Consider the following 25,318-nt stretch of genomic DNA (forward strand, 5'->3'; position numbering starts at 1 on the left):
GGCAAAAAATAGCTGCTTTTTGTTTTTGTCAACACATAGGGATTCTTCGGTATTTTAACCTGTTTTTCTGTTAAGATCCTTGTTAAAGCATTTAAGGCGGTTTTTCTGTTTTTTATACCGATGTATCACATAGGTATTACATCGGTATACCGATGTGCTGTTGTATAAATATCTAAAAGAACAATGCCATGGTTGGTGTTGTCACCAACAAGATCGGGCATGCAAATTTTAAACTTCCGCCACCCGAGAGCAGGTGGGTATTTGTCGGTATTTTTTGCATTGTTTTTCGGTGATCCCTCATTTAAATCAAATAAAGGCACTTTTGCGTATTTGTCTCCTCAAAAGCAGGTGGGTATTGGTGGGTACAGGGTGGGTATACCCACCCTGTGTTTTTGTAATATGTAAGAACGATCAAGGGTATTATTTAAATATGCCCTAACCCTGCAATATAAGCAAAATCGCGAAAATAAACAAGTTATATTGATTGAAAATATAACATAAATACCTATCTTGTAGGTAAATAACCTCATCATGATGATCGAAATTACCGGATATTACCAGGGCAAAAATTTGTATGTACAAAACCCTTTTAGCCCAAACGGCGTTGGCTTTTGTGTAATTGACGTAAGAGTTAATGGCGACGTGACAACTGATGAAATCGGTTCTTCAGCATTCGAAATAAACCTGAATGCCTTTCGGTTTAAGCCTGGTGATAAGGTAACTGTTGTTATATATCATAAAGATGGCTGCAAGCCTAAAATATTAAACCCCGAAGTATTATCGCCCAAAAGTACTTTTGAGACAGTGCAGATCAGCGTTGTGCCACAGGGTAGCGGCTATCAGTTAAAATGGGAAACCAAAAATGAGCAGGGTAAATTGCTCTATATTGCCGAGCAATTCAGGTGGAGCAAATGGGTAAAGGTTGGCGAAGTTAATGGTACGGGCCTGGCTGCCGGTAACAATTACCAGGTAGGTGTTCTCTTGCATTCGGGCAATAACAAATTCAGGGTAAAGCAGGTTGACTATACCGGGCAGCCACGTGTATCAAAAGTGGCCGAAATCAAATCTGCAGCGCCCGTCATCACTTTTAGCCCGCTAAAACCAACTACCGAGATCGTCTTCTCAGCCGAAACCATGTATGAGCTATTCGACCAATATGGCAATATCATTAAAAAAGGCCAGGCCGTTAAAATTGATGTTACAGCGCTGGCTAACGGCGGTTACTTTTTAAATTACGATAATACCACAGGTGAGTTTGTGAAAAAATGAGTTAAACTTGCCCGACTTATAAAAACACCACCCTATGAAACAAGATTACTGGGACGTAACCGACGAACAGGTTATCGAAAAGACAGGCAAAAAACTCACTGAATGGATAGCCATTTTAGATGCGTTTAAAGCTGCCGATAAAAAGTCGAACGATGTAGTGGCCTTTTTGCAGGCCGAATATGCTGTGCCCCGTTATTGGGCGCGTACGTTAACCACCAATTATCTAAAACAAAAGCAATAGCTAAAAGCTACTTTTCTGCGAAAAGCCGATACGTAGCTCCTTTAAAAACCATCCCGAAATATTGGGCGGTAAGCAAAAACGGCACCTCGAAACCATCGGGCAGGCGCGGGTCGCTGCCGGCAGCAATTACCGATATGCTTTTGCCCTTCATTTGCCTGCCAATTTCTTTGTTAATGGTCACAATATCAGTTAATCTGTCAAAAAAAGTTTTAAGCAGCCCGCTCATAGCATACCAGTAAACCGGTGTAGCGAAAACAATGTCATCGTGCTGCAGCATCACGTTTATAATATCATTAAAACCATCATCGGTACTGTAAGCGCCATCATAACTGTAAGGTTGGATATGGTGATCCAGCAGGTTGATGAGGTGATAAGGGTTATCGCCGTAGATATCCTTCACCGCCTTTTCGGTATTGCTTTCATGACGGTTGCTGGCTAAAATGATCAGCGGTTGACTCATAAAGTAATAACTAAGATTTGTATTGCCTGTTTTATACTGTGGTCGATTTTTTAAACCTTCTTTTATACATAAATTGATAAGCGACACCCAGCAACAAACCAATAGCCCCACCCAAATAACTAAAGTTATGCATAGAGCCTACAGTTATAAAATTGGCTTTATCAATCAGGTTATCGGGCTGATACCAATCGACACCAGTTTTGGATAAATAAAGCCTCCATAACATAAACCAATTAGTCCGGTTACAGCGGTAGTGCCTAATACTACAAGTATTGCCCTGCTTACCGACCGCAGCATAGCTTTGCCATCCTTTTGTATCAACCCTGTAAAACCCAGCACCGGGCCGATCAGTAAACCCGTCCACCAGGTAGCCATAAAACCAACACAGGCAACGGCTAATCTTGGGTTGGGTAAAATGGCTTCGGTACCCATGTCAGCAAGTCCGAGCTGGTAAAATTTAAATTTTGTAAAATACTCGTGGCTAATGGTATAAGTAAACTGATCGTGCAGTATGCCGTAAATGCCGGCTATTACAGGCGTAAAAACAATAGTTAAAAGTAATACGGTCGGTTTTCGCATGGCAAACTTTAATGTGTTTTGCCAAATTTCTTTTCCCCGGCTTCTATGGCAACGCTTAAATGGTTTTCATCGGGTGGTTTTGGACACGAATATTCGCCGCCGAAAGCACAATATGGGTTATAGGCTTTGTTAAAATCGAGCACAAGTGTATCATTCTTAAAATCGCTTTCGCGCAGATCAATATAACGGCCGCCACCGTAGGTTTCGTTACCATTAGTGCTATCGTTAAAAGGTAAAAACAGGTAGTCTTTTAACGCGGGCATTTTTGCCAGTGCAGTATTGCGGTAAACGGTTAGCTCAAGCAGCTTATTTTTTAGTGTAAAGCTTAGTTTGGCATAAGCTATATGCTCCCTGCCGGTGCCCTGGGTAACCGGCATAATAAAAGCCGGAACATTTTGCAGGTATGTCACCTTCGCAACTATGCGGTAAGTACTGTCGGGTGCGTAAAAGCGCAGGTATTGCAGGTCGGCTTCTTTTAACGGTGAACTTTTGTCGGTCAAAAAATCAGCCATGTATGATTTTCTGAAAGTCGCAATTTGCATATCAAAGCTTTGTGCAAAACTTTGACTAACATGAACGATCAATACGAAGGCTAAAAGCAGGTAAGCGTGTTTTTTCATTTAACGATGGCTGAATTGGCAGTTAAGGCAGCAAAAATAAGATATTTTATCGGTGTTTATTCCAATTGCCGTTAGGCAGGCATGCGCTGCTTATATAAACAAACAAAGGGCCTTAGTTTCCTAAGGCCCTCTGCAACTATATCAATCACATTAAAAATTAAACAGAAAAACTTTCGCCGCAGCCGCAGGTGCGGGTTGCGTTAGGGTTATGAAAGTTAAAGCCTTTGCCGTTCAGTCCATCGCTAAAATCAAGCTCGGTACCGGCCAGGTATAAAAACGATTTCATATCCAATGCCATACGGATGCCTTTATCTTCAAAAAACTGGTCGCCCTTTTTTTCTTCGTTATCAAAGTCGAGGTTGTATGATAAACCCGAGCAACCACCACCCTGAACCGACACCCTCAGGAAATAGCCGGCATCCATGCCTGCATCCTGCATCAGGTTATCGATCTTTGATTTTGCTTTATCGGTTATAGTAACCATAGTAGTAATGCGTATTGCGATATGCGTATTGCGAATCGCTTTGTTTATTTTTTTTAGACTCGTTCCCGTTAATTTAGTTTAAGTCTAAACAGTGTACTTTAAAAAAGAGATGTGGTATCGCTATACGCAATACGCACATCTCAATACTATTAATGATGCGATTTTTCGCTAACCAATGCTTCCATACCGTTTTTAACGCGGTAATCATTAATGGCAGCTTTAATAGCATCCTCGGCTAAAACCGAGCAGTGTATTTTTACCGGTGGCAAAGCCAGTTCTTCAACAATATCCATGTTGTCGATCTTCATGGCATCGTCGATGCTTTTACCTTTTAACCACTCTGTTGCTAATGATGATGAAGCGATAGCGCTTCCGCAACCAAAGGTTTTAAATTTGGCATCGGTAATTACATTTTCTTCGTTTACCTCAATTTGCAGGCGCATAACGTCGCCGCATTCAGGTGCACCAACCAGGCCGGTACCAACGCTGCTTTTACTTTTATCTAAAGTACCAACGTTGCGGGGGTGGGTGTAATGATCAATTACTTTATCTGAATAAGCCATATTTTTAAGGATTTCGGATTTCGGATCTTCGATTTCGAATTTCCTTGTCCTGGTTTGTATCTCTCTTTAGTTCTTAGTTATATTAATTCGTTTCAATAAATTCGAAATTGAACATTCGAAATTCGAAATAAATCCGAATCGAACATCCATATCCGAAATATTAATGTTCTGCCCACTCTATCGAGTCGAGGTCAATTCCTTCTTTAAACATTTCCCATAGTGGCGAAAGTTCGCGCAGGTGGTTAACCGCATTTTTAGTTACCTCGATGGCGTAATCCACTTCTTCTTCGGTAGTAAAGCGTCCTAAGCCAAAACGTATCGAAGAGTGTGCCAGGTCATCGCTCAGGCCTAAGCTTTTTAATACATACGATGGCTCTAACGATGCCGAAGTACAAGCCGAACCCGAAGATACAGCCAGATCTTTCATGGCCATCATTAAACCTTCGCCCTCAACATATTTAAACGAGATATTGGCTACGTGTGGTAAACGATGTTCAACATTACCGTTTACATAGCTTTCTTCCAATTGGGTTAAAGCGTTTTCAAGTTTATCGCGTAAAGCTGATAAACGTTTGGTATCGGCTTCCATATCCTGTGCGCAAAGCTCACAGGCTTTACCTAAGCCAACAATTCCCGGAACGTTTAACGTGCCCGAACGCATACCGCGCTCGTGGCCGCCGCCGTCCATCTGGGCGGTAACTTTAACCCTTGGGTTTTTACGGCGAACGTATAATGCACCGATACCTTTAGGGCCGTACATTTTATGTGCGCTCATGGCTAAAATATCGATACCATCTTTAATTACATCAACAGGTATTTTACCTACAGCCTGGGTAGCGTCTGTCATAAACAAAGCGCCAAATTTGTGGGCTATAGTTGATATTTCTTTTACCGGCTGTATTACACCGATCTCGTTGTTACCATACATAATACAAACCAAAATGGTTTCTTTGGTCATGGCAGCTTCCAGTTCGCCAAGGTCAATCAAACCATCGCTCTTTACATCCAGGTAAGTAACGCGTGCGCCCAGTTTCTCAATATGCTTGCAGGTATCTAATACCGCTTTGTGTTCGGTAGTGCAGGTAATAATGTGGTTGCCTTTTTCTTTATACATTTCAAACACACCTTTAATACCCAGGTTATCGCTTTCGGTAGCACCCGAGGTAAAGATGATCTCTTTTTCGTTAGCGCCTATCAGTTTGGCAACCTGTTCGCGGGCGTAATCAACAGCTTCTTCGGCTACCCAGCCAAAAGGGTGGTTCCTACTGGCCGCGTTACCAAACTTGTTGGTAAAGTAAGGCAACATGGCATCAAGCACCCTTGGGTCCATGGGTGTGGTGGCGTTATTATCTAAATATATTGGAAGATTCATCTCGTTTAATGTTGTTAAGTTTTAATTAACGGTACAAAGATACGCAATTCTTTTATTTAAAATCATTACAAACAATTGTCAAAAATGCATAAGGCAGTCATTATTTTGCAATATTTGGGTAATGAATAAAATTGAACACATCGGCATCGCGGTAAGTGATATAAAAACGGCAACCGGCATATACGAAGCTTTGTTAAATACCAAAGCCTACAAAACCGAAAACGTAGCCAGCGAGTATGTAAACACGGTTTTTTTACAGGCAGGGCCAAATAAAATAGAATTGCTCGAGGCTACCGCTACCGAGAGTGCCATTGCTAAATTTATCGCTAAAAAAGGAGAGGGCATTCACCATATCGCCTTTGATGTGGATGATATCGAGGCCGAAATGGAACGCCTTAAAGCCGAAGGTTTTGTGCTATTGAATGAAAAGCCAAAACGTGGCGCCGATAATAAACTGGTTTGCTTTGTACACCCGAAAGGAACTAATGGTGTTTTGATTGAACTTTGCCAGGAGATTGTTTGAATTTCGGATTTCGGATGTTCGATTTCGGATTTAGATCATTTGATTTTGAACTTTTAAGTTTTGCGTTAGCGATTGCAGCGGATACCGGCCCTGTGGCTAAGGCCTGTGCAGTATGAGCGGAAAGCGCGGGCCGCAGGCAACGCCCAAATTTAGAGTAGCAGTTTTTAGTGGCAGTTGCAGGTTTGCTCAAATTAAACTGCTACTGCCCGTGCTACTGCAACTATCAGCCGACCTTAACTTTTTTGTTAAAGTATGTTAAATAAACCCTACTTTTGCGCCGTTTGTGCCCTAAGCATGATGAGGCTAAACAGAAAAAAATTACATTCGCAGCAATCTTAATATTATAGTCAATTAAAAGGCGTTATGCTTAAAAAGTTCTACATGAAAAAATCTACTCTTGTCGTTGTTTTGGTACTATCAGCATTGTTACTGCAATACTGTAAAAAAGACAGCGAGAGTGCTACGACTACCAATACTACAATTTACCCCTTCTCAGCGTACATTAACGATACCTTATGGATACCAACTGCTTATACCACCCAGGTGGCCTATACCGCTGCAACCAAAAGCAAGGTATTTACCTGCACCGGCACTTTGGGCACACAACAGGTAAATTTGGCAGTGACACAGCAAAACGCCAGCAGCGTAGGTAACGGCTTCCCTACAGGTACATTTAATGTTGATGCTTCAGGTAAGGTGGTGCTTAGCTATGCTAAAGCCGCCAGCGGCAGCAGTGTATTTGTGCCGCAGGGTACGGTAAAGTCGGGCTTTGTAACCGTATCAGCCGTCGATTCGGTTAAAATGACCATAACGGGTACCTTTGGTTTCAATACCGTGAGCTACACTTATGATACCGGCGGCAACATTACCTCGTTAACGGTTAATAACGTTACCAGTGGGACTTTTAACAGTTTGCCGTATACTTATAAAAAGCAGTAGATCAACGTGCCTGATTAAAGCATGTTGTGAGATTTATTTTATAAACATGTAGATTTAAAAAAAAGCTTCCGGGTTAACCCGGAAGCTTTTTTTAATCAGTACCTTTTGCATTAATATTAATGAATTTGGCTTAAGCCGATTGATTCATAATAGGCACCTTGTTGAAGATTCATATTCTGATCATAATACATTCGTTGCGACTCAGTACCTAAATAGTAGCTGGTAGTGCCTTCAGACAAGGTAACCGGTGTTTGAGAAACGATGGTATGCGTAATGCCTCCATAACCTTGTTCGTCGTGCGTTTTTAAAACAACAAATCTAAGAGTTCTGGGCAAGCCTGGGATCGTATGTGCCGAATCTTTAAAAAAGTAAGCCGTTATATCCTGGTCCCGACTGTCAACAAAATCACTTTGTTCATACACCTGGTCAACCGAATCATAACTAAGATATAGATCTTGATACAATAACTGCACACCAAGAATATCACCGGCAGACAGTCCGGTGCCTTGAGAAAATGTAGCGCCATTTAGGGCTGTAATTTGTGGGGTAAAATCGCCTGGATAGGCAACTACGGTATAAAAAGATGAGTAACCCATTACCGATTGGAAATCGTACGGCCCGGCTTCGGAACCAAAGTACCCTTGAACAAGGTAAGTTTGATACTGATAGGTGAAATTGGGGTTAATATTACTCCAATTTACATTGATGTATTGATCCCGGTCAGCCCGGCTTTGCTCATGAAATAATCCAACCGTATGGCCTATCTCGTGTATAACAGTTTGAACCGGGCAATTGTCTTCAAGACGAATAAATTGCTGTCCGCCAATCATGCCTATTTGAGAATCTCCCGAAGCACCAGGTAGTGGTACACCGGCAAAATCCACATAATTAGGCTGAGTTGTGCGGACAACAAACTGCATACCTGTATTGGCTTGCCAATGACTAATTGCCTGGTTAATAGCGGCTTGGTTTATGGTATTTGTAATGGTGTAATAGATGATCTTATTTGGCCACCGCCGTGCGAAATCGGTAGTAAAGGTGGTTTGTACCTTAAGCTTATTTCCAATAGTATCTGCATATAAAATCGCGATCTGTGCGGGCGATAAGATGATATCGCCTCCCATAATTACTTTGCCGTTGTATTCCATCAGGCCTACAGTGCTTCCGTTTTTTAAATGGAGTGTGATCTGCTTACCGTTAACTAAAGATAGCCCAATCAGGTTATCACTTTTTGCACTGCCAGTTTGCTGCTCGTTTTTGAGTTCTTTATTACATGCCGAAAACGACAGAATTGCGCTAATAAGAATGAGTAGTTTTAAACTACGAAAAATGCTTTTCATAAATAAAAATTTAAGTTTTTTTGAAATCAGATAGATTAATAAAATCGTTAGTGCGGAAACAATACTGATTAATAGAATAAATATATACACAATAAATATATTGCACCTATAAATAATATTAAGTTGTATTAAGCTTTTGTTAACCAATATGAAAGGCGAAAATGATATACCGTAATTTTTTTGTTTTTTTAATTTTAAGATTTAAATTAAAAGCCTATATTTGCACCTCTTTTGAAAGGAAGTTTAAATAATGAAGAAAGATCTGCACCCAAAAAATTATAGATTAGTGGTTTTTAAAGACCTGTCTAACGACTATGCTTTTATAACCAAATCATGCATCGATACCAAAGAATCCATAAAATGGGAAGACGGTAACGAGTACCCATTGATCAAATTAGAAATTTCGCATACGTCGCACCCATTTTACACTGGTAAAATGAAATTGGTTGATACTGCCGGACGTATTGATAAATTTAAAACCCGTTACAACCGTTAATAACAGTTGTAATAATAAATATTTAAAAGTCCCGGCTTTCCAGTCGGGACTTTTTTTATTTTTGTGCAATGTCAATTATCCTTTTCGACGATAACGCGCACCTTACCCTACGCCCTTTAACTTATACCCGCCCGGTTGGCGATCTGCGTATAGGTATTTTAACCATCGCCCAAAAATGGGCCAAATATTTAAAGCAGGGTTACTCGTTTTACACCCAACCTTATTTGCAAGGCAAATTTCCACTCAAGCTGGCCGAACGTAACCTGTTCATTAACGGTTCGGTTTGCCCGGATGAGGCTCTGATCGACGCTATTGCTGATCTACATGGCAACGAGGCGCTCATCAATAATGGCCTGTTCATTGCTGTAAAGCTTAACGAAACCGACGCCAAAGAGTTCGATCCGGCTAATACGTCAAGTTACAAACCGGTAAATTATACCGGTAACTTTGTGGCCATCCGTTACCCTGAAGATATCTTCAGAAATAACGATGCCGAATTAAAAAAGGATTTTATACTGCAAACCCGCGGCCGTACAAGCGCCAAATTAAGCAGCACCAACACCCTTATCGGCGATGATATTTTTATTGAAGATGATGCTACTGCCGAGTGCTCAACCTTCAACACCAAAAACGGCCCGATCTATTTAGGTAACAATACCGAAGTTTGGGAAGGTACCAATATCCGCGGTTCATTTGCCCTGTGCAACAACTCGCAGGTTAAAATGGGTACCAAAATTTATGGCGCAACAACTGTTGGGCCGTATTGCCGGGTGGGTGGCGAGATCAACAATTCCATTTTATGGGGCTATTCGGCTAAAGGGCACGAAGGGTATTTGGGTAACTCCGTGCTGGGCGAGTGGTGCAACATAGGTGCCGACAGCAATAACTCCAACCTTAAAAACAACTACGCCGAAGTAAAGCTTTGGGACTACGATACACAGCATTTCCGTAAAACCGGTTTACAGTTTTGCGGTTTAATTATGGCCGATCACTCTAAATGCGGTATCAACACCATGTTTAATACCGGTACCGTGGTAGGTGTAAGTGCCAATGTTTTTGGTGCAGGCTATCCGCGTAATTACATACCCGATTTTGCCTGGGGAGGGCCGCAGGGCTTTGAGGTATATACCATGGATAAAATGTTCGAAACGGCTGCCAAAGTTTTTGAGCGCCGCGAGAACCGTGCCTTTGACCAAAACGAACAGAATATATTAAAACACGTATTTGAATTAACCAAACCATACAGACACTTTTAATAAACCATGAGACAAAAAATAGTAGCCGGCAACTGGAAAATGAACCTTGATTACGCCGAAGGTTTAGCCTTGTTTAACGAAGTAAGCGATTTGATAAAGGCAGATATTACCGGCACACAACAAGCCATAGTTTGCAGTCCGTTTATCCATTTGCAAAGCCTGGCAGCTTTAGCTAAAGGTAACCTTGCCGTTGGCGCGCAAAATGCTCACCAGGCCGAAAGCGGTGCTTATACCGGCGAAATATCGGCTAAAATGATTGCCTCGGTAGGAGCAGCTTATGTAATACTGGGCCACTCAGAGCGCCGCCAGTACTTTGGCGAAACTAACGAGCTGTTAGCCAAAAAAACCGATACCGTTTTAAAGCATAACCTCAAACCGATATTCTGCATCGGCGAAACTTTGCAGGAGCGCGAAGCCAATACCCATTTTGATGTGATCAAATCGCAATTGGTGGAAGGCATCTTTCACTTGAGCGCCGAAGATTTTGCCAAAGTAGTGATCGCTTACGAACCTGTTTGGGCCATTGGCACAGGTGTTACCGCCAGCGCCGACCAGGCGCAGGAGATCCATGCCTTCATCCGCAAAGAGATCGCAGCAAAATACAGCCAGGCTTTAGCCGATGGTATCACCATTTTATACGGCGGCAGCTGCAACCCTAAAAATGCCCCCGAATTATTTGCCAAACAAGATATTGACGGCGGCCTTATCGGAGGTGCCTCGTTAAAAGCAAGGGATTTTGTGGATATTTTGAAAGTGTTTAATTGAGTAGATGTGAGATATTAGATGTGAGTATTGAGATGAATATCTCACTTCGCGTCATTGCGAGCGGTAGCGAAGCAATCTCTACATAGGACGATCGATGCATCAGGTCGGACCTGTATAGCATAGAGATTGCTTAGTACCTCGCAATGACGTTTTCAAAATATCTCATATCTCAATACTCAAATCTCATATCTAAACAATGAACTACTACGAATATAATTTCACCATTCACACCACCGAAGAATATCAGCAGGATCTGCTGATCAACGAACTGGCGGAGTTTGGTTTTGATACTTTTGAGGATACCGATACAGGGTTTAAGGCGTACATACCGGCCGAAGGATTGGATAAGGAATCGCTATCGGTGATTTTGGAGCCTTATGCCCAATTGTTTAGTCACAATATTACGCTCATCCCGCAAAAAAACTGGAACGAGGTATGGGAAAGTAACTTTGAGCCTATCCAGATCAAAGACCAGGTTTACGTTCGTGCTACTTTTCATCCGGCTAAGCCCGATTTTGCTTACGAGGTGGTGATCGATCCTAAAATGGCCTTTGGCACCGGACACCATGAAACCACCTCCATGATCATGGACTGGATGCTCGATATTGATTTTGCCGGGAAGAACGTTTTGGATATGGGCTGCGGTACCGGTATATTGGCTATACTGGCCTCAAAAATGGGAGCAGAGCGCCTGGTAGCCATAGATTACGACCCGGTTTGTTTTGACAGCACTATCGAAAACTCGGCTTTAAACCATATCACCAATATTACACCGCTTTGCGGATCCAAAGAAGCCATTCCGGATGATCAATACGATGTGATACTTGCCAATATTAACCGCAATATTTTGTTGGAACAGATGGACAGGTACGCGCAGGTTTTAAAACCCGGAGGCGAGATCTATTTCAGCGGGTTTTACGAAGATCCTGACCTTGAGATTATTACTGCCGAAGCCGCTAAACTGGGGCTTAAATATATTTCGCATAAAAAAATAAAGGATTGGGTTGCCGCGAAATTTATTAGTTAAGTTTTTAACATTGCGGTTAATTATTAACAATCTTCTGATCAGATAGTTATAAGCAAAAAATAATTACTTACTGTAAAACTTATTTTGTTTATTTGTCTATTAATCTTTTTCTTTACAGGTAATAAATTTAAATGAGGGTACATTTTATAGCTATTGGTGGCAGCGCAATGCACAATCTGGCTATCGCTTTACATAAAAAAGGATTTGATGTAAGCGGATCTGACGATGTATTGTTTGAACCCTCGGTATCGCGTTTATCAAAATATGGGTTGTTACCAGGGCAACAAGGCTGGTATCCCGAAAAGGTAACTACCGGTATTGATGCCATTATTCTGGGTATGCACGCCCGGCCCGATAACCCCGAATTATTAAAAGCGCAAGCGCTGGGCCTCAAAATATATTCGTACCCCGAGTATATTTACGAACAATCAAAAGATAAAATACGGGTGGTAATAGGCGGAAGTCATGGTAAAACTACCATTACCTCCATGATACTGCATGTGCTTAAAGCAGCCGGCAGAGATTTTGACTATATGGTAGGCGCCCAGCTTGAGGGTTTTGATACCATGGTAAGGCTAACGCATGAAGCGCCTGTTATTGTGATAGAAGGCGACGAGTACCTGGCTTCGCCGATAGACCGGAGGCCTAAGTTTTTTTTGTATAAGGCCAATATCGCCGTGCTAAGCGGCATCGCCTGGGATCACATCAACGTTTTTCCAACTTTCGAAATTTATACAGAGCAGTTCAGCGGGTTTTTAAAAACCATACAACCCGGCGGAACGGTGATTTACAGCGAGCAGGATAAAGTATTGACCGGTGTTGTAAATAACGATACATCGGATATTAAAAAGGTACCGTACCATTTACCGGCATTTAAGATCACTAACGGAATAACAACGCTGATAGCTGATAATAAAGAGTATCCTTTACAGGTATTTGGCGAGCATAACCTGCTCAATGCCGAAGCGGCGCGTTTAATTTGCCTTGAACTGGGTATCGGTGCCGGGCAATTTTATCAGGCCATCACTACATTTAAAGGTGCCGCACGCCGGTTAGAATTATTGGGCAAAGGCGAAGATACCAATGTGTATAAAGATTTTGCACACTCGCCATCCAAGTTAACGGCCACTATCCATGCAGTAAAGGCTCAGTTTCCCGACAGGAAATTGCTGGCGCTGATAGAGCTTCACACTTTTAGCAGCTTGAATAAAGACTTTTTAGAGCAGTACGCCCATACCATGGATGAGGCCGATGAGGCCATTGTGTTTATAGATGAGCATACTTTTCAGCAAAAAAAGATAGAACCGTATCCACCCGAAGTTGTTAAGCAGGCTTTTTTACGTAACAATATTAGGGTGTTTAATCGTATAGATGAATTGCGGAGTTATATGGAACAGGTTGATACCCAAAACAAAAACGTATTATTTATGAGCTCAGGCAATTTTGGAGGAATAGATTTAAATAAGTTAACCGAAAGTATTTTACACAAAGTCAGCAATATTAAAATCACTAATTAAAAAATTATCATAAATTTATGCTTTCTATATTCAAACCCTTATCCTAATTATTTAAACAACATGAAGACACTTGGAAAAAAAATCCGCCTGTTACGTCATCAAAGAGGTTGGAGCCAGGAAGACGTTGCGAAACGTTTAGACATTTCTATCCCTGCATTCTCAAAAATTGAGACAGGTATTACCGACATTAACTTATCGCGGCTTGAACAAATTTCGATTTTGTTTGAGATGAGTGTTGTACAGCTGTTAACTTTTAACGACGCTGAACAAGAACAAAAGTACAATTCGGAATTAGATTCCATCAGCAAAAAATTAAGCGACCGTGAAGCGGAAGTGATTGACCTTCAGAAAAAAGTAATCGAGCTTTATGAAGAATTGCGTTTAAATAAAGTTACCGCTTAACAGGCTAATTTTATAACATAAAAAAGCCGGTAATATGAGGAAATATTACCGGCTTTCTTTGTTTTGATCTGTTTACGCTTTTACGTAGTCAAAACGGTTGTTTTCATTATTTCTTTCGCGTCTAAGTTTGTTCTCATTCGCGAGTTTTAATAAAATCCCCGATAATTCTGATGTTTTGAAATCAGAGTCATACTGATCTTTGCAGTATTGGGCGATAGTAGAGATCGACCTTGGCTCGTCAAAAAAATCAGTGTGAATGATCTGGTTCAAAATTTTAGTAGCACCAGGTTTTTTACGTCCTCTGATCCTGCTATCGGTGCCAGAATCTCCATAATCTTTCCTGCCTCTGCGGTCTTGCAGTTTTAGCGTGTCGCCATCAAATTCGTGCCTGTCGCCATCTATAATGCTGTCAAGCAGCCTATCGATGATCTTAACTTGTACTGCTTCGGACTTGAACGCATTTACAACTTCGGATATCTCAAGAAGTTGTTTTCTCAGTTTTTCGGTGTGTTTGCTCATGATAATTAGTAAGTCATTGAATGTTAGGGCTTTGTGTTTCAATATTATAATTAACTTTAGTAATCTACGTATAATTTGGGGAAATAGATTGCTTATTTGGTTCAATTATACTAATAAACAACGTTTTATACGGCAAAAAGTGTTTATTATTTGTAAAAAAATTAATAACATTTTTGTTATTGAAAATTTTCAATAATATTTTAACTCATACTAAAATTTGCTTAACAGTTTTACAGCTATACTAAGGCCCTCATCAATATGGGCTTTATTCATCGTTAAAGCAGGCCTGAAGCGTATAGTTTGATTTCCGCAGCCTAAAAACATCACGTTTTGTTCCATTCCTTTTTTGATAAAAGTGTCGCGGTTTTCACGATTTTTAAAATCGAAGGATGTTAATAACCCTCTGCCGCGCACGTTACCGATCACATCATACTGTTGCGAAATTTTTAACAATTCATGCTGCAGGTAGGCGCCGGTTTGCGCCGCGTTATCACAAAGATCATCCTCATTAATGATCTCGAGTATCTTGGTAGAGCGTACCATATCTACCAGGCTGCCGCCCCAGGTTGAGTTAATGCGCGATGGTACATTAAATACGTTGCCAGGTACCTCATCAACCTTTTTACCTGCTAAAATGCCGCATATCTGCATTTTTTTACCAAATGCCAAAATATCCGGCCGGGCCTTGTCGCCAAAATGTTCGTGACACCAAAACTTACCGGTTATACCAACGCCTGTTTGTATCTCATCGTATATCAGCATGGCATCATTCTCATCAGCCAGCAGGCGCAGTTGCTCCAAAAACTCTTGGCGTACGTGGTTATCACCACCTTCCGATTGTATCGGCTCGATAATGATCGCGCAGATATCATCCGGGTTATTGGCAAAGGCAGCTTTGATTTGTTCTATCGAGTGTGCCTCGCGGTGCAGCAGGTCGGCCTTGTTTTCTTCCGTTTCCGGGAATTGAATAACCGGGGTAGTAATGCGGGGCCAATCAAATTGCGCGTACCATTTTGTTTTTTCGGGACTGGTATTGGTCAGGCTCATGGTATACCCGCTACGGCCATGAAAAGCATGCTCAAAATGGATCACCTTAAAACCTTTTTCGGTAGTGCGGCCCTTAGCAAAGTTTTTTTGCACTTTCCAGTCCATGGCTACCTTTAAAGCATTCTCAATGGCCAGCGTGCCGCCCGAAATAAAAAAGGCGTGCGGCAGATAATCGGGTATGCCCACTTTGTCAAACATTTCAACAAAGGCTGCATACTGGGTAGTGTAAATATCCGAGTTTGAAGGGTTGGTAAGTGCAGCCAGCATGAGGCTCTTTTTAAACTCTTCGTCGCCCACCATTTTGGGGTGATTATAGCCCAGCGGTACCGATGCGAAGCAGGTAAAAAAGTCGAGCAAGGTGCGGTTATACTTAGCATCGTAAATATAAACACCATTACTTTTTTCCATATCAAAAACCAGGTCGAAACCATCGGCCAAAATATGTTTTCTCAAAATGGAATGAACATCGGTTACTGGTATAGAAGAGTTGTACATAGGCTGTTTGTTTGTTTCAAATTTACAAAAAAGCCTTAACCAGTCAAAATTTAAAGGTTTTTGAACTCGCTGTTCAAAAAATAGGTTTAAACAATCTAAAGTATGTTTTTGAACCCCGCTTAAAAAAAGTATGGTGGAATTATTATTTTGATAGGGTAGAAAACCGCTCTTTCATGCCCAATAATCCCCAGGTTCCGCCAGTGTGTACGGCCAATATTTTGCTGCCTGGCGCAAACTTATTTTGACCAGCCAGATCAAAAATGGCATACAGCATTTTGCCCGTATACACCGGGTCGATGAGTATCCCCGTATGTGAAATAAACTCTTCAATAAAGCTGATCAGTTGGGGTGTGGTTTTGGCGTAACCGCCGAAGTGATAATCCAGATGAAGTTGATAGGGCACCGGCTTCAAAAGATATCCGGAAATTTCATCGGCTATAAAGCCGCCATTTTTAAAAACAGGTACAGCATGAAATTGCGTTGCCAGTTGCTGCTCAGTTATCCCGTTAATAATACCTGCTGCCGTAGTGCCTGTGCCGCAGGCGCAAAACAGGTCATCGTAAGCATCTGTTAACTCACTAACCAGTTCGCTGCAACCTTTTGCCGCTTCCGCGGAAGCTCCTCCTTCATCTATAAAAAAGGCATTGCTATCGGTACCGAAATGTTCTTCAAATAGGTTTAGCTTATCGCGATAAGCCTCACGGCCCACAAATAACAGTTTCATCCCGTAAAGGCGGCATAAAAACAAATGATCGTTATCAACTTCTTCGCCGCGCACAAAACCCGTTGCTTTAAAACCAAATAAGGCCGATGCAACGGCGGTAGCCAGCAGGTGGTTTGAATAGGCGCCGCCAAAGGTAACCAGGTGATTTTTATTTTCGGCCCGGGCTTTTTGCAACACATATTTAAGCTTGCGCCATTTATTACCCGAAATAATAGGGTGGATCAGGTCATCGCGTTTAATATACAGGCTCACTTGTTTTTCGGCAAGCAGCGGGTGTGTAATTGGCGTAACCGGGCTAAATATGTCGAGGCTGATGGGTTTCATTAAACGATATAAATTCCACTTTAAGAGTAGTTATAGGTGCGCTATTGCGATGTATAAATATTTTTTACCTGTTTAGTAACACTTTAAAAGTACATTTATTTTACAAAATTAGATACCCATAAAAAAACAAGTAATTTTGCGGCAATGAGCCACGAGCCCGAAGCATTTGAAACCGAAGAACAGGACCTTTACGAGCACTTACGTGTGGTTGTAGATAAGGGCCAGAGTTTATTACGTATTGATAAATTTTTGATGCACCGTATCGAAAATGCATCGCGTAACCGTATTCAAAATGCTATCGACCTGGGCAACGTGCTGGTGAACGAAAAGGTTATTAAACCGAGCTATAAGGTAAAACCGCTCGATGTGATCTCGGTGGTATTACCCCACCCGCCGCGCGATACCGAAGTTTACCCCGAAGATATCCCGATCAATATTGTTTATGAGGATGACGATGTACTGGTGGTAAACAAACCTGCCGGTATGGTTGTGCACCCGGGCTATAACAATTATACCGGTACGCTCGTAAACGCCTTGGTTTTCCATTTTCAGCAGTTGCCTACCTTGCCTGGAAATGATGGGCGGCCGGGTTTGGTGCACCGCATAGATAAAGATACCTCGGGGCTATTGCTCATCAGCAAGAACGAGCGCGCCATGACCTGGCTTGCCCGGCAGTTTTATGAGCATACTATAACCCGCAAATACATTGCCCTGGTTTGGGGTGACTTGGAAACCGACGGCACGGTAACGGGTTATATTGGCCGCAGCATTAAGGACCGCCGGGTAATGAGCATTTACGACGATCCCGAAAAGGGAAAATGGAGCGTAACGCATTATAAAGTGCTGGAGCGTATGAATTACGTTACACTGATAGAATGCGAGTTGGAAACAGGCCGCACCCACCAGATCCGTGCGCATATGAAACACATAGGTCACCCGCTGTTTAGCGATGCCACGTATGGCGGCGATCATATTTTAAAAGGTACGCTGTTTAGCAAATACAAGCAGTTTGTTGAAAATTGCTTTGAGCTGATGCCGCGCCAGGCCCTGCATGCGCAAACTTTGGGCTTTGTGCATCCAACGCAGCGCAAACGTTTACATTTTGAAGCGCCTTTGCCACAGGATTTTGAATCGGTATTAGCCAAATGGCGCAAATATATGTCGGCAACAGCAGAGCAAAACAGTTAAATTTTTGTTACAGATACTTACATGACACCTACCTATATCAATTTTAACGGCGAGTTAGTGCCAGCCAATAGCCGGCTGCTCACGGCAGGCAACCGTGGTTTTAAGTATGGTGATGGATTGTTTGAGAGTATGCGGTTAATGAAAGGCAAGCTCAAGTTTGTGGATATGCATGCTGATCGCCTGCAAAAGGGGATGAAGGCGTTGCATATCGACGGTTACTCGCAAATGGATAGCTGGTTTTTAAAAGAAAAATGCGAAGAACTGGCCGCCCGCAATAAAATTAAACATGGCCGCTTACGCTTAACCGTTTACCGGGATGCCGAGGGTTTTTATTCGCCCACGCAAAATAAAATGGGTTATTGCATCGAGATACAGCCGGTTGATGAACCCAGGTATTTTTTAAATACCAAGGGCCTCATCATGGATATGTATAATGAGCTACCCAAACCGGTAAACAGCATATCCAACTATAAAACCTGCAACTCGCTGGTGTATGTAATGGCAGGTATTTTTAAGAATCAAAACCGCCTTGATGATGCCTTTATATTAAACCAAAATGGCTACCTGTGCGAGGCTATCAGTGCCAATGTGTTTGTGGTATATCAAAACCAGATCTACACACCTGCGCTAAGCGAAGGTTGTATTGGCGGCGTAATGCGCCAGGTGGTAATGGATATTGCTGCGGCCGCAGGCATGCCTGTAACCGAAGCGCAGATAGACCCGGCCATACTAAACGAAGCCGAAGAAGTATTTTTAACCAACGCCAGCCGTGGCATACAGTGGGTAATGGGCTTTGCCGGCAAACGCTATTTTAACGAAACCAGTAAGGTGCTGATAGAGGAGTTAAATAAGGTTTGATAACCCAACCGTCATTCCGAACTTGTTTCGGGATCCCACAGGACAAGTATCAAAAAGTGATCTCATCGTTTAAAGTATAGCATGTCGTAGCTTTTATGATGGGATGCCGAAACAAGTTCGGCATGACTTTTCTAAATCACAGCTTCACTCCCCTCAAAAACTCTTCAATACCCATCCGTTTTTTACCTTCCAGCTGTACGTCGGTAACGGCGATAAAGCCATCAAGACAGGCAAATTTTAAATATGTTTTCTGATCGGTTAAAAAGCCGCCGGGCTGTATGCCGGGTTCTCCATCCTGCTTTTGCGCCGTGTATATTTTAAATATCTTATCGTTAAACGTAGTATAGGCAGTAGGGAACGGACTCAGACCGCGTATACGGTTATAAACCACTTCAACCGGGTGGTTAAAGTCGATCAAACAATCTTCTTTAAACAGTTTGGGTGCATGTTTGGGCTCGGTACCTGTGGCTATTTCCTCCTGTGGTTTTTCAACATAATCACCTGTTTCAACAGCTTTAACGGTTTTAACCAGCAGGCCGGCGCCAATTTCCATTAGTTTATCGTGCAGGTTGCCGGCGGTATCGTCTTCGGCTATATCCACACTTTCGGTAAACAGTACATCGCCGGTATCAATTTCCTGCTTCAGCAAAAAAGTACTCACACCGCTCACGGTTTCGCCGTTTATTACCGCCCAGTTAATAGGCGCGGCACCACGGTAATCGGGCAGGAGCGAAGCATGCAGGTTAATGGTTCCTTTGGGCGGCATGTCCCATACTACCTCAGGCAGCATCCGGAAAGCCACCACTACCTGCAGATCGGCTTTCAGGCTGCGCAGTTCATCCAAAAACCCAGGGTTTCTCAGTTTCTCCGGCTGCAATACCTTTAAGTTGTGCGCTACGGCGTATTGCTTTACCGCCGATTCACTCATTTTCAATCCGCGTCCGGATGGTTTATCCGGAGCTGTTATTACGCCTACTATATCAAACCCAGCCTTTACCAGCGCATCCAGCGATGCCACGGCAAATTCGGGGGTACCCATAAATACGATTCTCATTTTGTTTTTAGTTGTGTGTTATGTGTTGTCAGTTGTGTGTTTTAACTCATAACCCGCAACCGGCAACTCACAACGTTATTGGTACAACAAATATTTCTTCCTCATTATTTTATACCTGCTCAATTCCGGTTCCCAGCTCAGGCGTATCTCTTCTTCGCTTTTACCGGCCTCAATTTGCTTACGCAGCTGGTCGGTACCGGCCAGTTTGGTAAAATAAGCCGTAAAAAAGTGTTCTTTATCAGGGAAGACTTTATACAGGTCTATTACCCATTTCAGGTTTATTTTACCTTCTTCGGCTTTGTAGTGCTGCAAATCAATGCCATAGCATAAATTGCCTTTTTGCGGCGGGTTATCGCTCACGCCCGGAATGCTTACCGGCGTGAATGAAAACTTGAATTTATCTTTTAACAGCGGGCTGCCAATAACCTGAAAAGGGAAAGGTGTACCGCGGCCCAGGCTCAGCGTTGTACCCTCAAACAAACAAATGCTTGGGTACAGCATTACGCTTTGCTGCGTGCTCAGGTTTGGCGACGGGTGGATAGGAAGGGTGTAAAACCGCCCATGCGCATAGTTTTCCATTTTAACAATATGGAGTTTGCATTTTATATGGTTTTTAAGCCAGCCTTCGCCATTGATCATTTGCGCATATTCAGCAGGTGTCATGCCGTGGGCAATGGGTACCGGATGCATCCCGACACCCGATTTAAAAGCCGTATCTAACACAGGGCCGTCAACAAAGTATCCGTTAGGGTTTGGCCTGTCCAGTATCATTACCTCCACATTGTTTTCGGCGCAAGCTTCCATTACATGGTGCAGGGTGGCAAAATAGGTATAATAGCGTGCGCCAACATCCTGTATGTCAAATATCACCACGTCTAATCCCTTTAGTTCGGCAGGGGTTGGCTTGTTGTGTTTGCCGTAAAGCGATATGGCCGGCACACCGGTTTTTTCATCAACCGCATCGTCAATTTTGGCGCCGTCGCTGGCATTGCCGCGAAAACCATGCTCGGGTCCGAATACCTTTTTGATGCTGATGCCCAATGCTACCAGGCTATCAAGCGTAGGTGTTGATTTTTTACCTATTACCGAGGATTGATTGATCACCATTGCCACATTTTTACCTTTCAGATAGCTGATATAAGCAGCAGTACGGTCGGCCCCGGTTAAGATGGGTTTATTGGTATTAAAAGCGGGTTTATCCACATTGCTGTTGATGTTATTGTGTACCCTGCCGCGCGAATAGGTTACGCCGCTTGTTTGCGCGAATACTACAACAGAAAACGCAGACAGGAAAACAAGGGAAAATATTTTTCTCATAGGTGTTTTGATAATGAATTAGCAGTGTGTCACTTCAGTAAATTAATAAGGGCTGCAAAATTCGCCATCAATTCTGCATCTTTGCTAAAGTACAAAAATAAAATTTCTGCTGTTTTGAATTTCGCTTCATTTATAGCTTCCCGCATTTCATTCCGCTCAAAGCGTACATTTTCAAAACTGATTGTGCGCATTGCCATAATAGGTATTACGCTGGGTTTGAGTGTGATGATCCTTTCGATAGCGATTGTAAAAGGATTTAAAAAAGAAGTAGGCAACCGCATAGAAACTTTTTCGGGCGATATCAAAATAGCCAAGATCGACCTCAACGCCTCGTTCGAAAATACGCCCTTTGCCGCTAACGATACGCTTATCCGGGTTTTATCGGCTAATAAGCAAATTACCCGCGTTATGCCTGTTGCTACAAAAAACGGCATCATCAAGGCTAAGGACGAAATTGAGGCGATAGTAATGAAGGGTGTCGACCATACTTACGACTGGTCGTTTTTAAAACAAACACTGGTTGCCGGCCGGGTTATTGATTTTACCGATACCACTGCCTCGAAACAAGAGATACTGATATCGCAGTATACTGCCAGCCGACTTAAACTTAAACTGGGCGATAAGTTTGTAATGTACTTTATACAGCAGCCTTTGAAAAAACGCCCGTTTAAGATAGTGGGTATATTTGATCTGGGGGTTGAGGAGGTTGATAAAGCATTCGTTATCGGCGATCTTGCCCTGATACGCCGCCTGAACGATTGGGGTAAAGACCAGATAGGAGGGTACGAAGTACGCACGCGCGACTTTGGTAGTATTGACCAGGTTGCCGATTCAATAAATAATGTGCTGCCGCCGTTCCTTAAATCATTTACCATAACCGAAAGCTACACCAATATTTTTGAGTGGCTTAAGCTGCTGGATGTAAACACCCAGGTTATTTTGGTGTTGATGCTGGCTGTGGCGGTCATTAATATGATATCGGCATTACTGATCATGATATTGGAGCGTACCAGTATGATAGGCATGCTAAAGGCCATGGGCGCTACTAATACTGCCATCCAGGAGATCTTTATGATCAATGCCTTTTATTTGATCGGCATGGGGATGATATTGGGTAATGTGCTGGGCTTAGGCGTGTGCGTGTTGCAGGATCAAACGCATGTATTTAAACTCGATCAGGCGTCGTATTATATGAAATTCGTGCCCATCAGCATCAATTGGCTCGATGTGGTTTTGCTTAACGCCGGTACCCTGGTTATTTGCGTTTTGGTATTGATCATCCCGTCAATGCTGGTTACCCGGATATCGCCGGTTAAGGCTATCCGCTTTAAATGATCCGGTAACTTAAACCAAATCTTATCATGCGCGAATAAGCTTCCGGTCGTCCACCCACATAGCCCGAATAATAATTAGATAGCCCATAATCATAGCCCGCAGTAATACCATAACGCAGGTAATTTGCTTTTAACTCAAAACGGTAACCAAAATCGCTGGATGGGTGCGAACGCTCAATATCCGTAGTAACATCAGAGCCGGAGGCTGATGGGGTACGCCCGTTTTCGTGCATGTGTAAAATTTTGTCAAAATTAAGGCCCGCATCAATATCAACGGCCACTTTTTTTATGGTTAACCGGTAACCAATATAAGGGTTGTAATTAATGGTTTGGCTGTCAAAAATAGCGTAGCCATTATTTACTTGTGAGTTTGAAGTGGGCGGGGCGCCAAGCAGATACTGTGGAACCAGATCAACGCGGTTCCTCAAATGCTGATAGCCCATCTGTATACCCCCAAGTAAATTGAATTTAGTAACATATTGCACTTGCGCGGCAAAACCGTATGATATTGTAGGGGTGGTTCCATACTGGTCGTTAGTGTGTGCACCTTCACCCTGCTCCCATACGAACGAGATATCTCTTGCCGAACTGCCGGCATAGTAAAATAACCCCGAGTTAAGGTGCGCCGAAAATTCAAACTTTTGCGCCTGTAAACCCTGTACAGTAAGCAAACAAACAATAATAAGCAGCGTTTTTTTCATTTTGCTTTCGATTGGAAATTAAGTTTCAAATTAATACCGAATAACGTGTATTTCAATTGTTGTGAGCCCAGCCCACCAAGCGGCGCTTTTAAAAAGGGCTCAAATATGAGTACTGATTTATTACTGATAGGATAACCAAGCCCGAACGACAGGTTGAACGTTTTTAGCAGGTCGGTGTGGCCAAAATGATTTTGGGTTATGTTATGTACATCAGCCAGTCCCGCCGAAGTTGGCACATAAGTATACACACCATCATAATACTCGCTTATATAAACATTGGAGCTTAAGCCCGCCGCGATAAAATTATAAGGCTTTGCAAAACTGTATTTTAAATTCAGCGGAACATCAATGGCCCATATTCTGGCTATATAATTATTGAACAGTTGCGTCGGTGGAAATACAACCTGGCCGCCGCCAGCACCGCTGCTCGCATATAAATTATTACCATTGCGGCCCGACCCAGGCACAATGTTATAGTTAAGCGAACTGCGCATTAAACCTAAACCAGTTGAAAAACTAAAATGGTCTGAAAGCCTGATATCTGCTGTGCCGCCGGCACCTAAATTAAATTCATGGTCGCTGCCTGTTGCTGTGCTATAAAAAGCAGAAGCAAATACGCCCCATATTACCCTTTGGCCATGTGCCGGTTTGGTTTTTTGCGCCGATGTATCTGAGCTGGCCGCTTTGAGTTTACCCGGTTCTAATTGCGTAAATTCTAATTTTACCCTGTCTATTAAAAAATGGGCAATACCATCCGGTAACGTATTTAAGATTAGATCAGGGATTGAGTCACTAACAACTTTACTGTTGGCAAACGCTTTAACGCTATTATCGACCAAAACAGAACTTCCCGATAAGGTATTTTGGTTAACGGGTATAATGTTTGTTTTTGGCGCAGTTTGCTTATCAAACTTAAGTGTATTGGGATATTGCTTATGCAAACTCTTGTATTCGCTTTTGTTACGAAGTGGTAAAGAACGGATAACAGCACTCTTTGGTTCTTTCTTAACTGGTTGCGTTGCCGGATTGTTGTTTACAGATAATGTGGATGCTTTAACAATGCCCGGGGTTTTGCTGTCAACATGCTGCGGCAATCCCTGTTTCTGCGCCGAGTCGTTATGAGATTTGGCCACTCTTTTTATAGGTTTATCATTTGCCGTTTTCTTTTCAACCTGCCATATGGCTAATCCACTTATTATAATTATAGCCGTTAACCACCAAAACCATGCAAGGGGTTTCCGGTCGTTCTTCGGCAGATATTTTTCGCGTAGCAGTAACCAGCCGGCATCGGCGCCGCTGCTATCGGTATCATCAAATACCGCTTTCATGTGGCTGGTTAAGCGTTTGTCAAAATCCTCTTCCATTATTTGCTTAATAACTCTCTCATTTTTTCTTTGGCCCTGGTTAAATACACCCGCGATGAACTTGCCGGTATATTCAGCATGGTAGCAATTTCATCATGGCTGTAACCATCTATCTCGTACAGGTTAAAAACTGTACGGTGCATCACCGGTAACACGGCCAGTAGTTTTAATATATCATTTGCGTTAAGTTGTTCAATAATGTTCGGGGTGCTTGCTACGTACCCGGCTTTATCAATTTCTTCGGACTGGTGCTTTTGTTCGCGCCGTTGTTTATCAATAGCGGTGTTCACAATTATCCGGCGCAGCCAGGCTTTAAAAGACTTATCAGTATCGTAATTTTTTAACGCGCCAAATGCCTTGATAAAAGCGTCGTTAGCTACCTCCAAAGCGTCGTCCCGGTTGTTACTGTAACGCAAAGCAATACCCATGGCATAGCCATAAAAATGTTTGTACAACATTTCCAGGTGTTTTAGATCGCCATTTTTGCATCGCTGAATGAGCTCTTGTTCAGTAATGCCCTTGGGTAAATGCATTCAAATT

At 42.6% G+C, this 25,318-nt stretch carries 29 protein-coding genes; 13 read left to right on the plus strand and 16 right to left on the minus strand.

Annotated features, from left to right (window positions below; all coding sequences use genetic code 11):
• The first annotated feature begins 531 nt into the window (after positions 1-531).
• A complete protein-coding gene (locus ACFGVR_RS14100) occupies positions 532-1,269 on the plus strand; it encodes a hypothetical protein (RefSeq protein ID WP_448697942.1) in 738 nt (245 codons plus the stop codon).
• Positions 1,270-1,303: 34 nt separating this feature from the next.
• A complete protein-coding gene (locus tag ACFGVR_RS14105) occupies positions 1,304-1,510 on the plus strand; it encodes a DUF4287 domain-containing protein (protein ID WP_448697943.1) in 207 nt (68 codons plus the stop codon).
• A gap of 7 nt (positions 1,511-1,517) precedes the next feature.
• Here the strand turns inward: ACFGVR_RS14105 and ACFGVR_RS14110 are convergent, their stop codons facing one another.
• The 6 genes from ACFGVR_RS14110 to ACFGVR_RS14135 form a co-directional block, all read right to left on the minus strand.
• Positions 1,518-1,970, minus strand: coding sequence for a flavodoxin family protein (locus ACFGVR_RS14110; protein ID WP_448697944.1), 453 nt, complete (start codon positions 1,968-1,970; stop codon positions 1,518-1,520).
• A 165-nt stretch (positions 1,971-2,135) separates the two neighbouring features.
• Positions 2,136-2,549 carry a hypothetical protein gene (locus ACFGVR_RS14115; RefSeq protein WP_448697945.1) on the minus strand — a complete coding sequence of 138 codons (414 nt, stop codon included), beginning with the start codon at positions 2,547-2,549 and terminating at the stop codon, positions 2,136-2,138.
• An 8-nt stretch (positions 2,550-2,557) separates the two neighbouring features.
• The gene (locus ACFGVR_RS14120; RefSeq protein ID WP_448697946.1) at positions 2,558-3,169 is read right to left on the minus strand and encodes a DUF1684 domain-containing protein; all 612 of its coding nucleotides are present in this window, start codon (positions 3,167-3,169) and stop codon (positions 2,558-2,560) included.
• A 157-nt stretch (positions 3,170-3,326) separates the two neighbouring features.
• A complete protein-coding gene (locus tag ACFGVR_RS14125) occupies positions 3,327-3,653 on the minus strand; it encodes a HesB/IscA family protein (protein ID WP_448697947.1) in 327 nt (108 codons plus the stop codon).
• A gap of 149 nt (positions 3,654-3,802) precedes the next feature.
• Positions 3,803-4,216 (minus strand): Fe-S cluster assembly scaffold IscU, encoded by a 414-nt coding sequence (gene iscU / locus ACFGVR_RS14130; RefSeq protein ID WP_448697948.1) that lies wholly within the window; start codon positions 4,214-4,216, stop codon positions 3,803-3,805.
• A gap of 160 nt (positions 4,217-4,376) precedes the next feature.
• The gene (locus tag ACFGVR_RS14135) at positions 4,377-5,588 is read right to left on the minus strand and encodes an IscS subfamily cysteine desulfurase (RefSeq protein WP_448697949.1); all 1,212 of its coding nucleotides are present in this window, start codon (positions 5,586-5,588) and stop codon (positions 4,377-4,379) included.
• A gap of 121 nt (positions 5,589-5,709) precedes the next feature.
• Here ACFGVR_RS14135 and mce point away from each other — a divergent pair, with 121 nt between their 5' ends.
• The gene (mce, locus tag ACFGVR_RS14140) at positions 5,710-6,111 is read left to right on the plus strand and encodes a methylmalonyl-CoA epimerase (protein WP_448697950.1); all 402 of its coding nucleotides are present in this window, start codon (positions 5,710-5,712) and stop codon (positions 6,109-6,111) included.
• Between the two features lie 381 nt (positions 6,112-6,492).
• Positions 6,493-7,050, plus strand: a complete 558-nt coding sequence (locus tag ACFGVR_RS14145) for a hypothetical protein (protein ID WP_448697952.1) — start codon at positions 6,493-6,495, stop codon at positions 7,048-7,050.
• Positions 7,051-7,166: 116 nt separating this feature from the next.
• On the opposite strand, the gene ACFGVR_RS14150 is transcribed toward ACFGVR_RS14145, so the two are convergent.
• A complete protein-coding gene (locus tag ACFGVR_RS14150; protein ID WP_448697954.1) occupies positions 7,167-8,390 on the minus strand; it encodes a M12 family metallopeptidase in 1,224 nt (407 codons plus the stop codon).
• A 250-nt stretch (positions 8,391-8,640) separates the two neighbouring features.
• On the opposite strand from ACFGVR_RS14150, the gene ACFGVR_RS14155 reads away from it, so the two are divergent.
• From ACFGVR_RS14155 to ACFGVR_RS14180, 6 genes are all read left to right on the plus strand, one after another.
• Complete coding sequence (locus ACFGVR_RS14155) at positions 8,641-8,886, plus strand: type B 50S ribosomal protein L31 (RefSeq protein WP_448697956.1); 246 nt, start codon at positions 8,641-8,643, stop codon at positions 8,884-8,886.
• A 68-nt stretch (positions 8,887-8,954) separates the two neighbouring features.
• The gene (locus ACFGVR_RS14160) at positions 8,955-10,142 is read left to right on the plus strand and encodes a GlmU family protein (protein ID WP_448697957.1); all 1,188 of its coding nucleotides are present in this window, start codon (positions 8,955-8,957) and stop codon (positions 10,140-10,142) included.
• Positions 10,143-10,148: 6 nt separating this feature from the next.
• On the plus strand, positions 10,149-10,907 hold the full coding sequence (gene tpiA, locus ACFGVR_RS14165) for a triose-phosphate isomerase (RefSeq protein ID WP_448697959.1): 759 nt from the start codon (positions 10,149-10,151) through the stop codon (positions 10,905-10,907).
• A 196-nt stretch (positions 10,908-11,103) separates the two neighbouring features.
• Positions 11,104-11,934 carry a 50S ribosomal protein L11 methyltransferase gene (gene prmA, locus ACFGVR_RS14170; RefSeq protein ID WP_448697960.1) on the plus strand — a complete coding sequence of 277 codons (831 nt, stop codon included), beginning with the start codon at positions 11,104-11,106 and terminating at the stop codon, positions 11,932-11,934.
• A 131-nt stretch (positions 11,935-12,065) separates the two neighbouring features.
• On the plus strand, positions 12,066-13,451 hold the full coding sequence (locus ACFGVR_RS14175) for a UDP-N-acetylmuramate--L-alanine ligase (protein WP_448697962.1): 1,386 nt from the start codon (positions 12,066-12,068) through the stop codon (positions 13,449-13,451).
• 60 nt (positions 13,452-13,511) lie between these two features.
• The gene (locus ACFGVR_RS14180; RefSeq protein WP_448697963.1) at positions 13,512-13,853 is read left to right on the plus strand and encodes a helix-turn-helix domain-containing protein; all 342 of its coding nucleotides are present in this window, start codon (positions 13,512-13,514) and stop codon (positions 13,851-13,853) included.
• A gap of 72 nt (positions 13,854-13,925) precedes the next feature.
• Here the strand turns inward: ACFGVR_RS14180 and ACFGVR_RS14185 are convergent, their stop codons facing one another.
• From ACFGVR_RS14185 to ACFGVR_RS14195, 3 genes are all read right to left on the minus strand, one after another.
• A complete protein-coding gene (locus ACFGVR_RS14185) occupies positions 13,926-14,372 on the minus strand; it encodes a hypothetical protein (protein ID WP_448697964.1) in 447 nt (148 codons plus the stop codon).
• 210 nt (positions 14,373-14,582) lie between these two features.
• On the minus strand, positions 14,583-15,914 hold the full coding sequence (gene lat / locus ACFGVR_RS14190) for an L-lysine 6-transaminase (protein ID WP_448697966.1): 1,332 nt from the start codon (positions 15,912-15,914) through the stop codon (positions 14,583-14,585).
• A gap of 142 nt (positions 15,915-16,056) precedes the next feature.
• Entirely contained in the window at positions 16,057-16,962 is a 906-nt protein-coding gene (locus tag ACFGVR_RS14195; RefSeq protein WP_448697968.1) for a 1-aminocyclopropane-1-carboxylate deaminase/D-cysteine desulfhydrase, read from the minus strand.
• 144 nt (positions 16,963-17,106) lie between these two features.
• On the opposite strand from ACFGVR_RS14195, the gene ACFGVR_RS14200 reads away from it, so the two are divergent.
• Both ACFGVR_RS14200 and ACFGVR_RS14205 read left to right on the plus strand, forming a co-directional pair.
• Positions 17,107-18,150 carry an RluA family pseudouridine synthase gene (locus tag ACFGVR_RS14200; protein ID WP_448697969.1) on the plus strand — a complete coding sequence of 348 codons (1,044 nt, stop codon included), beginning with the start codon at positions 17,107-17,109 and terminating at the stop codon, positions 18,148-18,150.
• A gap of 21 nt (positions 18,151-18,171) precedes the next feature.
• Positions 18,172-19,008, plus strand: coding sequence for an aminotransferase class IV (locus ACFGVR_RS14205; RefSeq protein ID WP_448697971.1), 837 nt, complete (start codon positions 18,172-18,174; stop codon positions 19,006-19,008).
• A 136-nt stretch (positions 19,009-19,144) separates the two neighbouring features.
• Here the strand turns inward: ACFGVR_RS14205 and fmt are convergent, their stop codons facing one another.
• The 3 genes from fmt to ACFGVR_RS14220 all read right to left on the minus strand — a co-directional run bounded on the left by fmt (position 19,145) and on the right by ACFGVR_RS14220 (position 21,570).
• Positions 19,145-20,062, minus strand: coding sequence for a methionyl-tRNA formyltransferase (gene fmt, locus ACFGVR_RS14210; RefSeq protein WP_448697972.1), 918 nt, complete (start codon positions 20,060-20,062; stop codon positions 19,145-19,147).
• Between the two features lie 75 nt (positions 20,063-20,137).
• Entirely contained in the window at positions 20,138-21,379 is a 1,242-nt protein-coding gene (locus ACFGVR_RS14215; RefSeq protein ID WP_448697973.1) for an exo-beta-N-acetylmuramidase NamZ family protein, read from the minus strand.
• 29 nt (positions 21,380-21,408) lie between these two features.
• Entirely contained in the window at positions 21,409-21,570 is a 162-nt protein-coding gene (locus ACFGVR_RS14220; RefSeq protein ID WP_448697974.1) for a hypothetical protein, read from the minus strand.
• Here ACFGVR_RS14220 and ACFGVR_RS14225 point away from each other — a divergent pair.
• Positions 21,563-22,714: an ABC transporter permease gene (locus tag ACFGVR_RS14225; RefSeq protein ID WP_448697975.1), complete on the plus strand. Its 1,152-nt coding sequence runs from the start codon at positions 21,563-21,565 to the stop codon at positions 22,712-22,714. The genes ACFGVR_RS14220 and ACFGVR_RS14225 overlap by 8 nt on opposite strands.
• Here the strand turns inward: ACFGVR_RS14225 and ACFGVR_RS14230 are convergent.
• From ACFGVR_RS14230 to ACFGVR_RS14240, 3 genes are read right to left on the minus strand one after another with little or no spacing between them, the layout of a single operon-like run.
• Positions 22,707-23,414: a hypothetical protein gene (locus tag ACFGVR_RS14230; protein ID WP_448697976.1), complete on the minus strand. Its 708-nt coding sequence runs from the start codon at positions 23,412-23,414 to the stop codon at positions 22,707-22,709. The two genes, ACFGVR_RS14225 and ACFGVR_RS14230, sit on opposite strands and share 8 nt — an antisense overlap.
• On the minus strand, positions 23,411-24,778 hold the full coding sequence (locus ACFGVR_RS14235; RefSeq protein ID WP_448697977.1) for a hypothetical protein: 1,368 nt from the start codon (positions 24,776-24,778) through the stop codon (positions 23,411-23,413). The genes ACFGVR_RS14230 and ACFGVR_RS14235 overlap by 4 nt, the downstream gene beginning before the upstream one ends.
• On the minus strand, positions 24,778-25,311 hold the full coding sequence (locus tag ACFGVR_RS14240) for an RNA polymerase sigma factor (protein ID WP_448697978.1): 534 nt from the start codon (positions 25,309-25,311) through the stop codon (positions 24,778-24,780). Before ACFGVR_RS14240 ends, ACFGVR_RS14235 begins: the two co-directional genes overlap by 1 nt.
• Positions 25,312-25,318: the final 7 nt, after the last annotated feature.

It is taken from the genome of Mucilaginibacter aureus (genome assembly GCF_053514885.1).

Excerpts from the sequence above, each read along its gene's own strand:
- ACFGVR_RS14100 (WP_448697942.1), top strand. The coding sequence starts at position 532 with ATGATGATCGAAATTACCGGATATTACCAGGGCAAAAATTTGTATGTA.
- ACFGVR_RS14105 (WP_448697943.1), top strand. The coding sequence starts at position 1,304 with ATGAAACAAGATTACTGGGACGTAACCGACGAACAGGTTATCGAAAAG.
- ACFGVR_RS14110 (WP_448697944.1), bottom strand. The coding sequence starts at position 1,970 with ATGAGTCAACCGCTGATCATTTTAGCCAGCAACCGTCATGAAAGCAAT.
- ACFGVR_RS14115 (WP_448697945.1), bottom strand. The coding sequence starts at position 2,549 with ATGCGAAAACCGACCGTATTACTTTTAACTATTGTTTTTACGCCTGTA.
- ACFGVR_RS14120 (WP_448697946.1), bottom strand. The coding sequence starts at position 3,169 with ATGAAAAAACACGCTTACCTGCTTTTAGCCTTCGTATTGATCGTTCAT.
- ACFGVR_RS14125 (WP_448697947.1), bottom strand. The coding sequence starts at position 3,653 with ATGGTTACTATAACCGATAAAGCAAAATCAAAGATCGATAACCTGATG.
- iscU (WP_448697948.1), bottom strand. The coding sequence starts at position 4,216 with ATGGCTTATTCAGATAAAGTAATTGATCATTACACCCACCCCCGCAAC.
- ACFGVR_RS14135 (WP_448697949.1), bottom strand. The coding sequence starts at position 5,588 with ATGAATCTTCCAATATATTTAGATAATAACGCCACCACACCCATGGAC.
- mce (WP_448697950.1), top strand. The coding sequence starts at position 5,710 with ATGAATAAAATTGAACACATCGGCATCGCGGTAAGTGATATAAAAACG.
- ACFGVR_RS14145 (WP_448697952.1), top strand. The coding sequence starts at position 6,493 with ATGAAAAAATCTACTCTTGTCGTTGTTTTGGTACTATCAGCATTGTTA.
- ACFGVR_RS14150 (WP_448697954.1), bottom strand. The coding sequence starts at position 8,390 with ATGAAAAGCATTTTTCGTAGTTTAAAACTACTCATTCTTATTAGCGCA.
- ACFGVR_RS14155 (WP_448697956.1), top strand. The coding sequence starts at position 8,641 with ATGAAGAAAGATCTGCACCCAAAAAATTATAGATTAGTGGTTTTTAAA.
- ACFGVR_RS14160 (WP_448697957.1), top strand. The coding sequence starts at position 8,955 with ATGTCAATTATCCTTTTCGACGATAACGCGCACCTTACCCTACGCCCT.
- tpiA (WP_448697959.1), top strand. The coding sequence starts at position 10,149 with ATGAGACAAAAAATAGTAGCCGGCAACTGGAAAATGAACCTTGATTAC.
- prmA (WP_448697960.1), top strand. The coding sequence starts at position 11,104 with ATGAACTACTACGAATATAATTTCACCATTCACACCACCGAAGAATAT.
- ACFGVR_RS14175 (WP_448697962.1), top strand. The coding sequence starts at position 12,066 with ATGAGGGTACATTTTATAGCTATTGGTGGCAGCGCAATGCACAATCTG.
- ACFGVR_RS14180 (WP_448697963.1), top strand. The coding sequence starts at position 13,512 with ATGAAGACACTTGGAAAAAAAATCCGCCTGTTACGTCATCAAAGAGGT.
- ACFGVR_RS14185 (WP_448697964.1), bottom strand. The coding sequence starts at position 14,372 with ATGAGCAAACACACCGAAAAACTGAGAAAACAACTTCTTGAGATATCC.
- lat (WP_448697966.1), bottom strand. The coding sequence starts at position 15,914 with ATGTACAACTCTTCTATACCAGTAACCGATGTTCATTCCATTTTGAGA.
- ACFGVR_RS14195 (WP_448697968.1), bottom strand. The coding sequence starts at position 16,962 with ATGAAACCCATCAGCCTCGACATATTTAGCCCGGTTACGCCAATTACA.
- ACFGVR_RS14200 (WP_448697969.1), top strand. The coding sequence starts at position 17,107 with ATGAGCCACGAGCCCGAAGCATTTGAAACCGAAGAACAGGACCTTTAC.
- ACFGVR_RS14205 (WP_448697971.1), top strand. The coding sequence starts at position 18,172 with ATGACACCTACCTATATCAATTTTAACGGCGAGTTAGTGCCAGCCAAT.
- fmt (WP_448697972.1), bottom strand. The coding sequence starts at position 20,062 with ATGAGAATCGTATTTATGGGTACCCCCGAATTTGCCGTGGCATCGCTG.
- ACFGVR_RS14215 (WP_448697973.1), bottom strand. The coding sequence starts at position 21,379 with ATGAGAAAAATATTTTCCCTTGTTTTCCTGTCTGCGTTTTCTGTTGTA.
- ACFGVR_RS14220 (WP_448697974.1), bottom strand. The coding sequence starts at position 21,570 with ATGCGCACAATCAGTTTTGAAAATGTACGCTTTGAGCGGAATGAAATG.
- ACFGVR_RS14230 (WP_448697976.1), bottom strand. The coding sequence starts at position 23,414 with ATGAAAAAAACGCTGCTTATTATTGTTTGTTTGCTTACTGTACAGGGT.
- ACFGVR_RS14235 (WP_448697977.1), bottom strand. The coding sequence starts at position 24,778 with ATGGAAGAGGATTTTGACAAACGCTTAACCAGCCACATGAAAGCGGTA.
- ACFGVR_RS14240 (WP_448697978.1), bottom strand. The coding sequence starts at position 25,311 with ATGCATTTACCCAAGGGCATTACTGAACAAGAGCTCATTCAGCGATGC.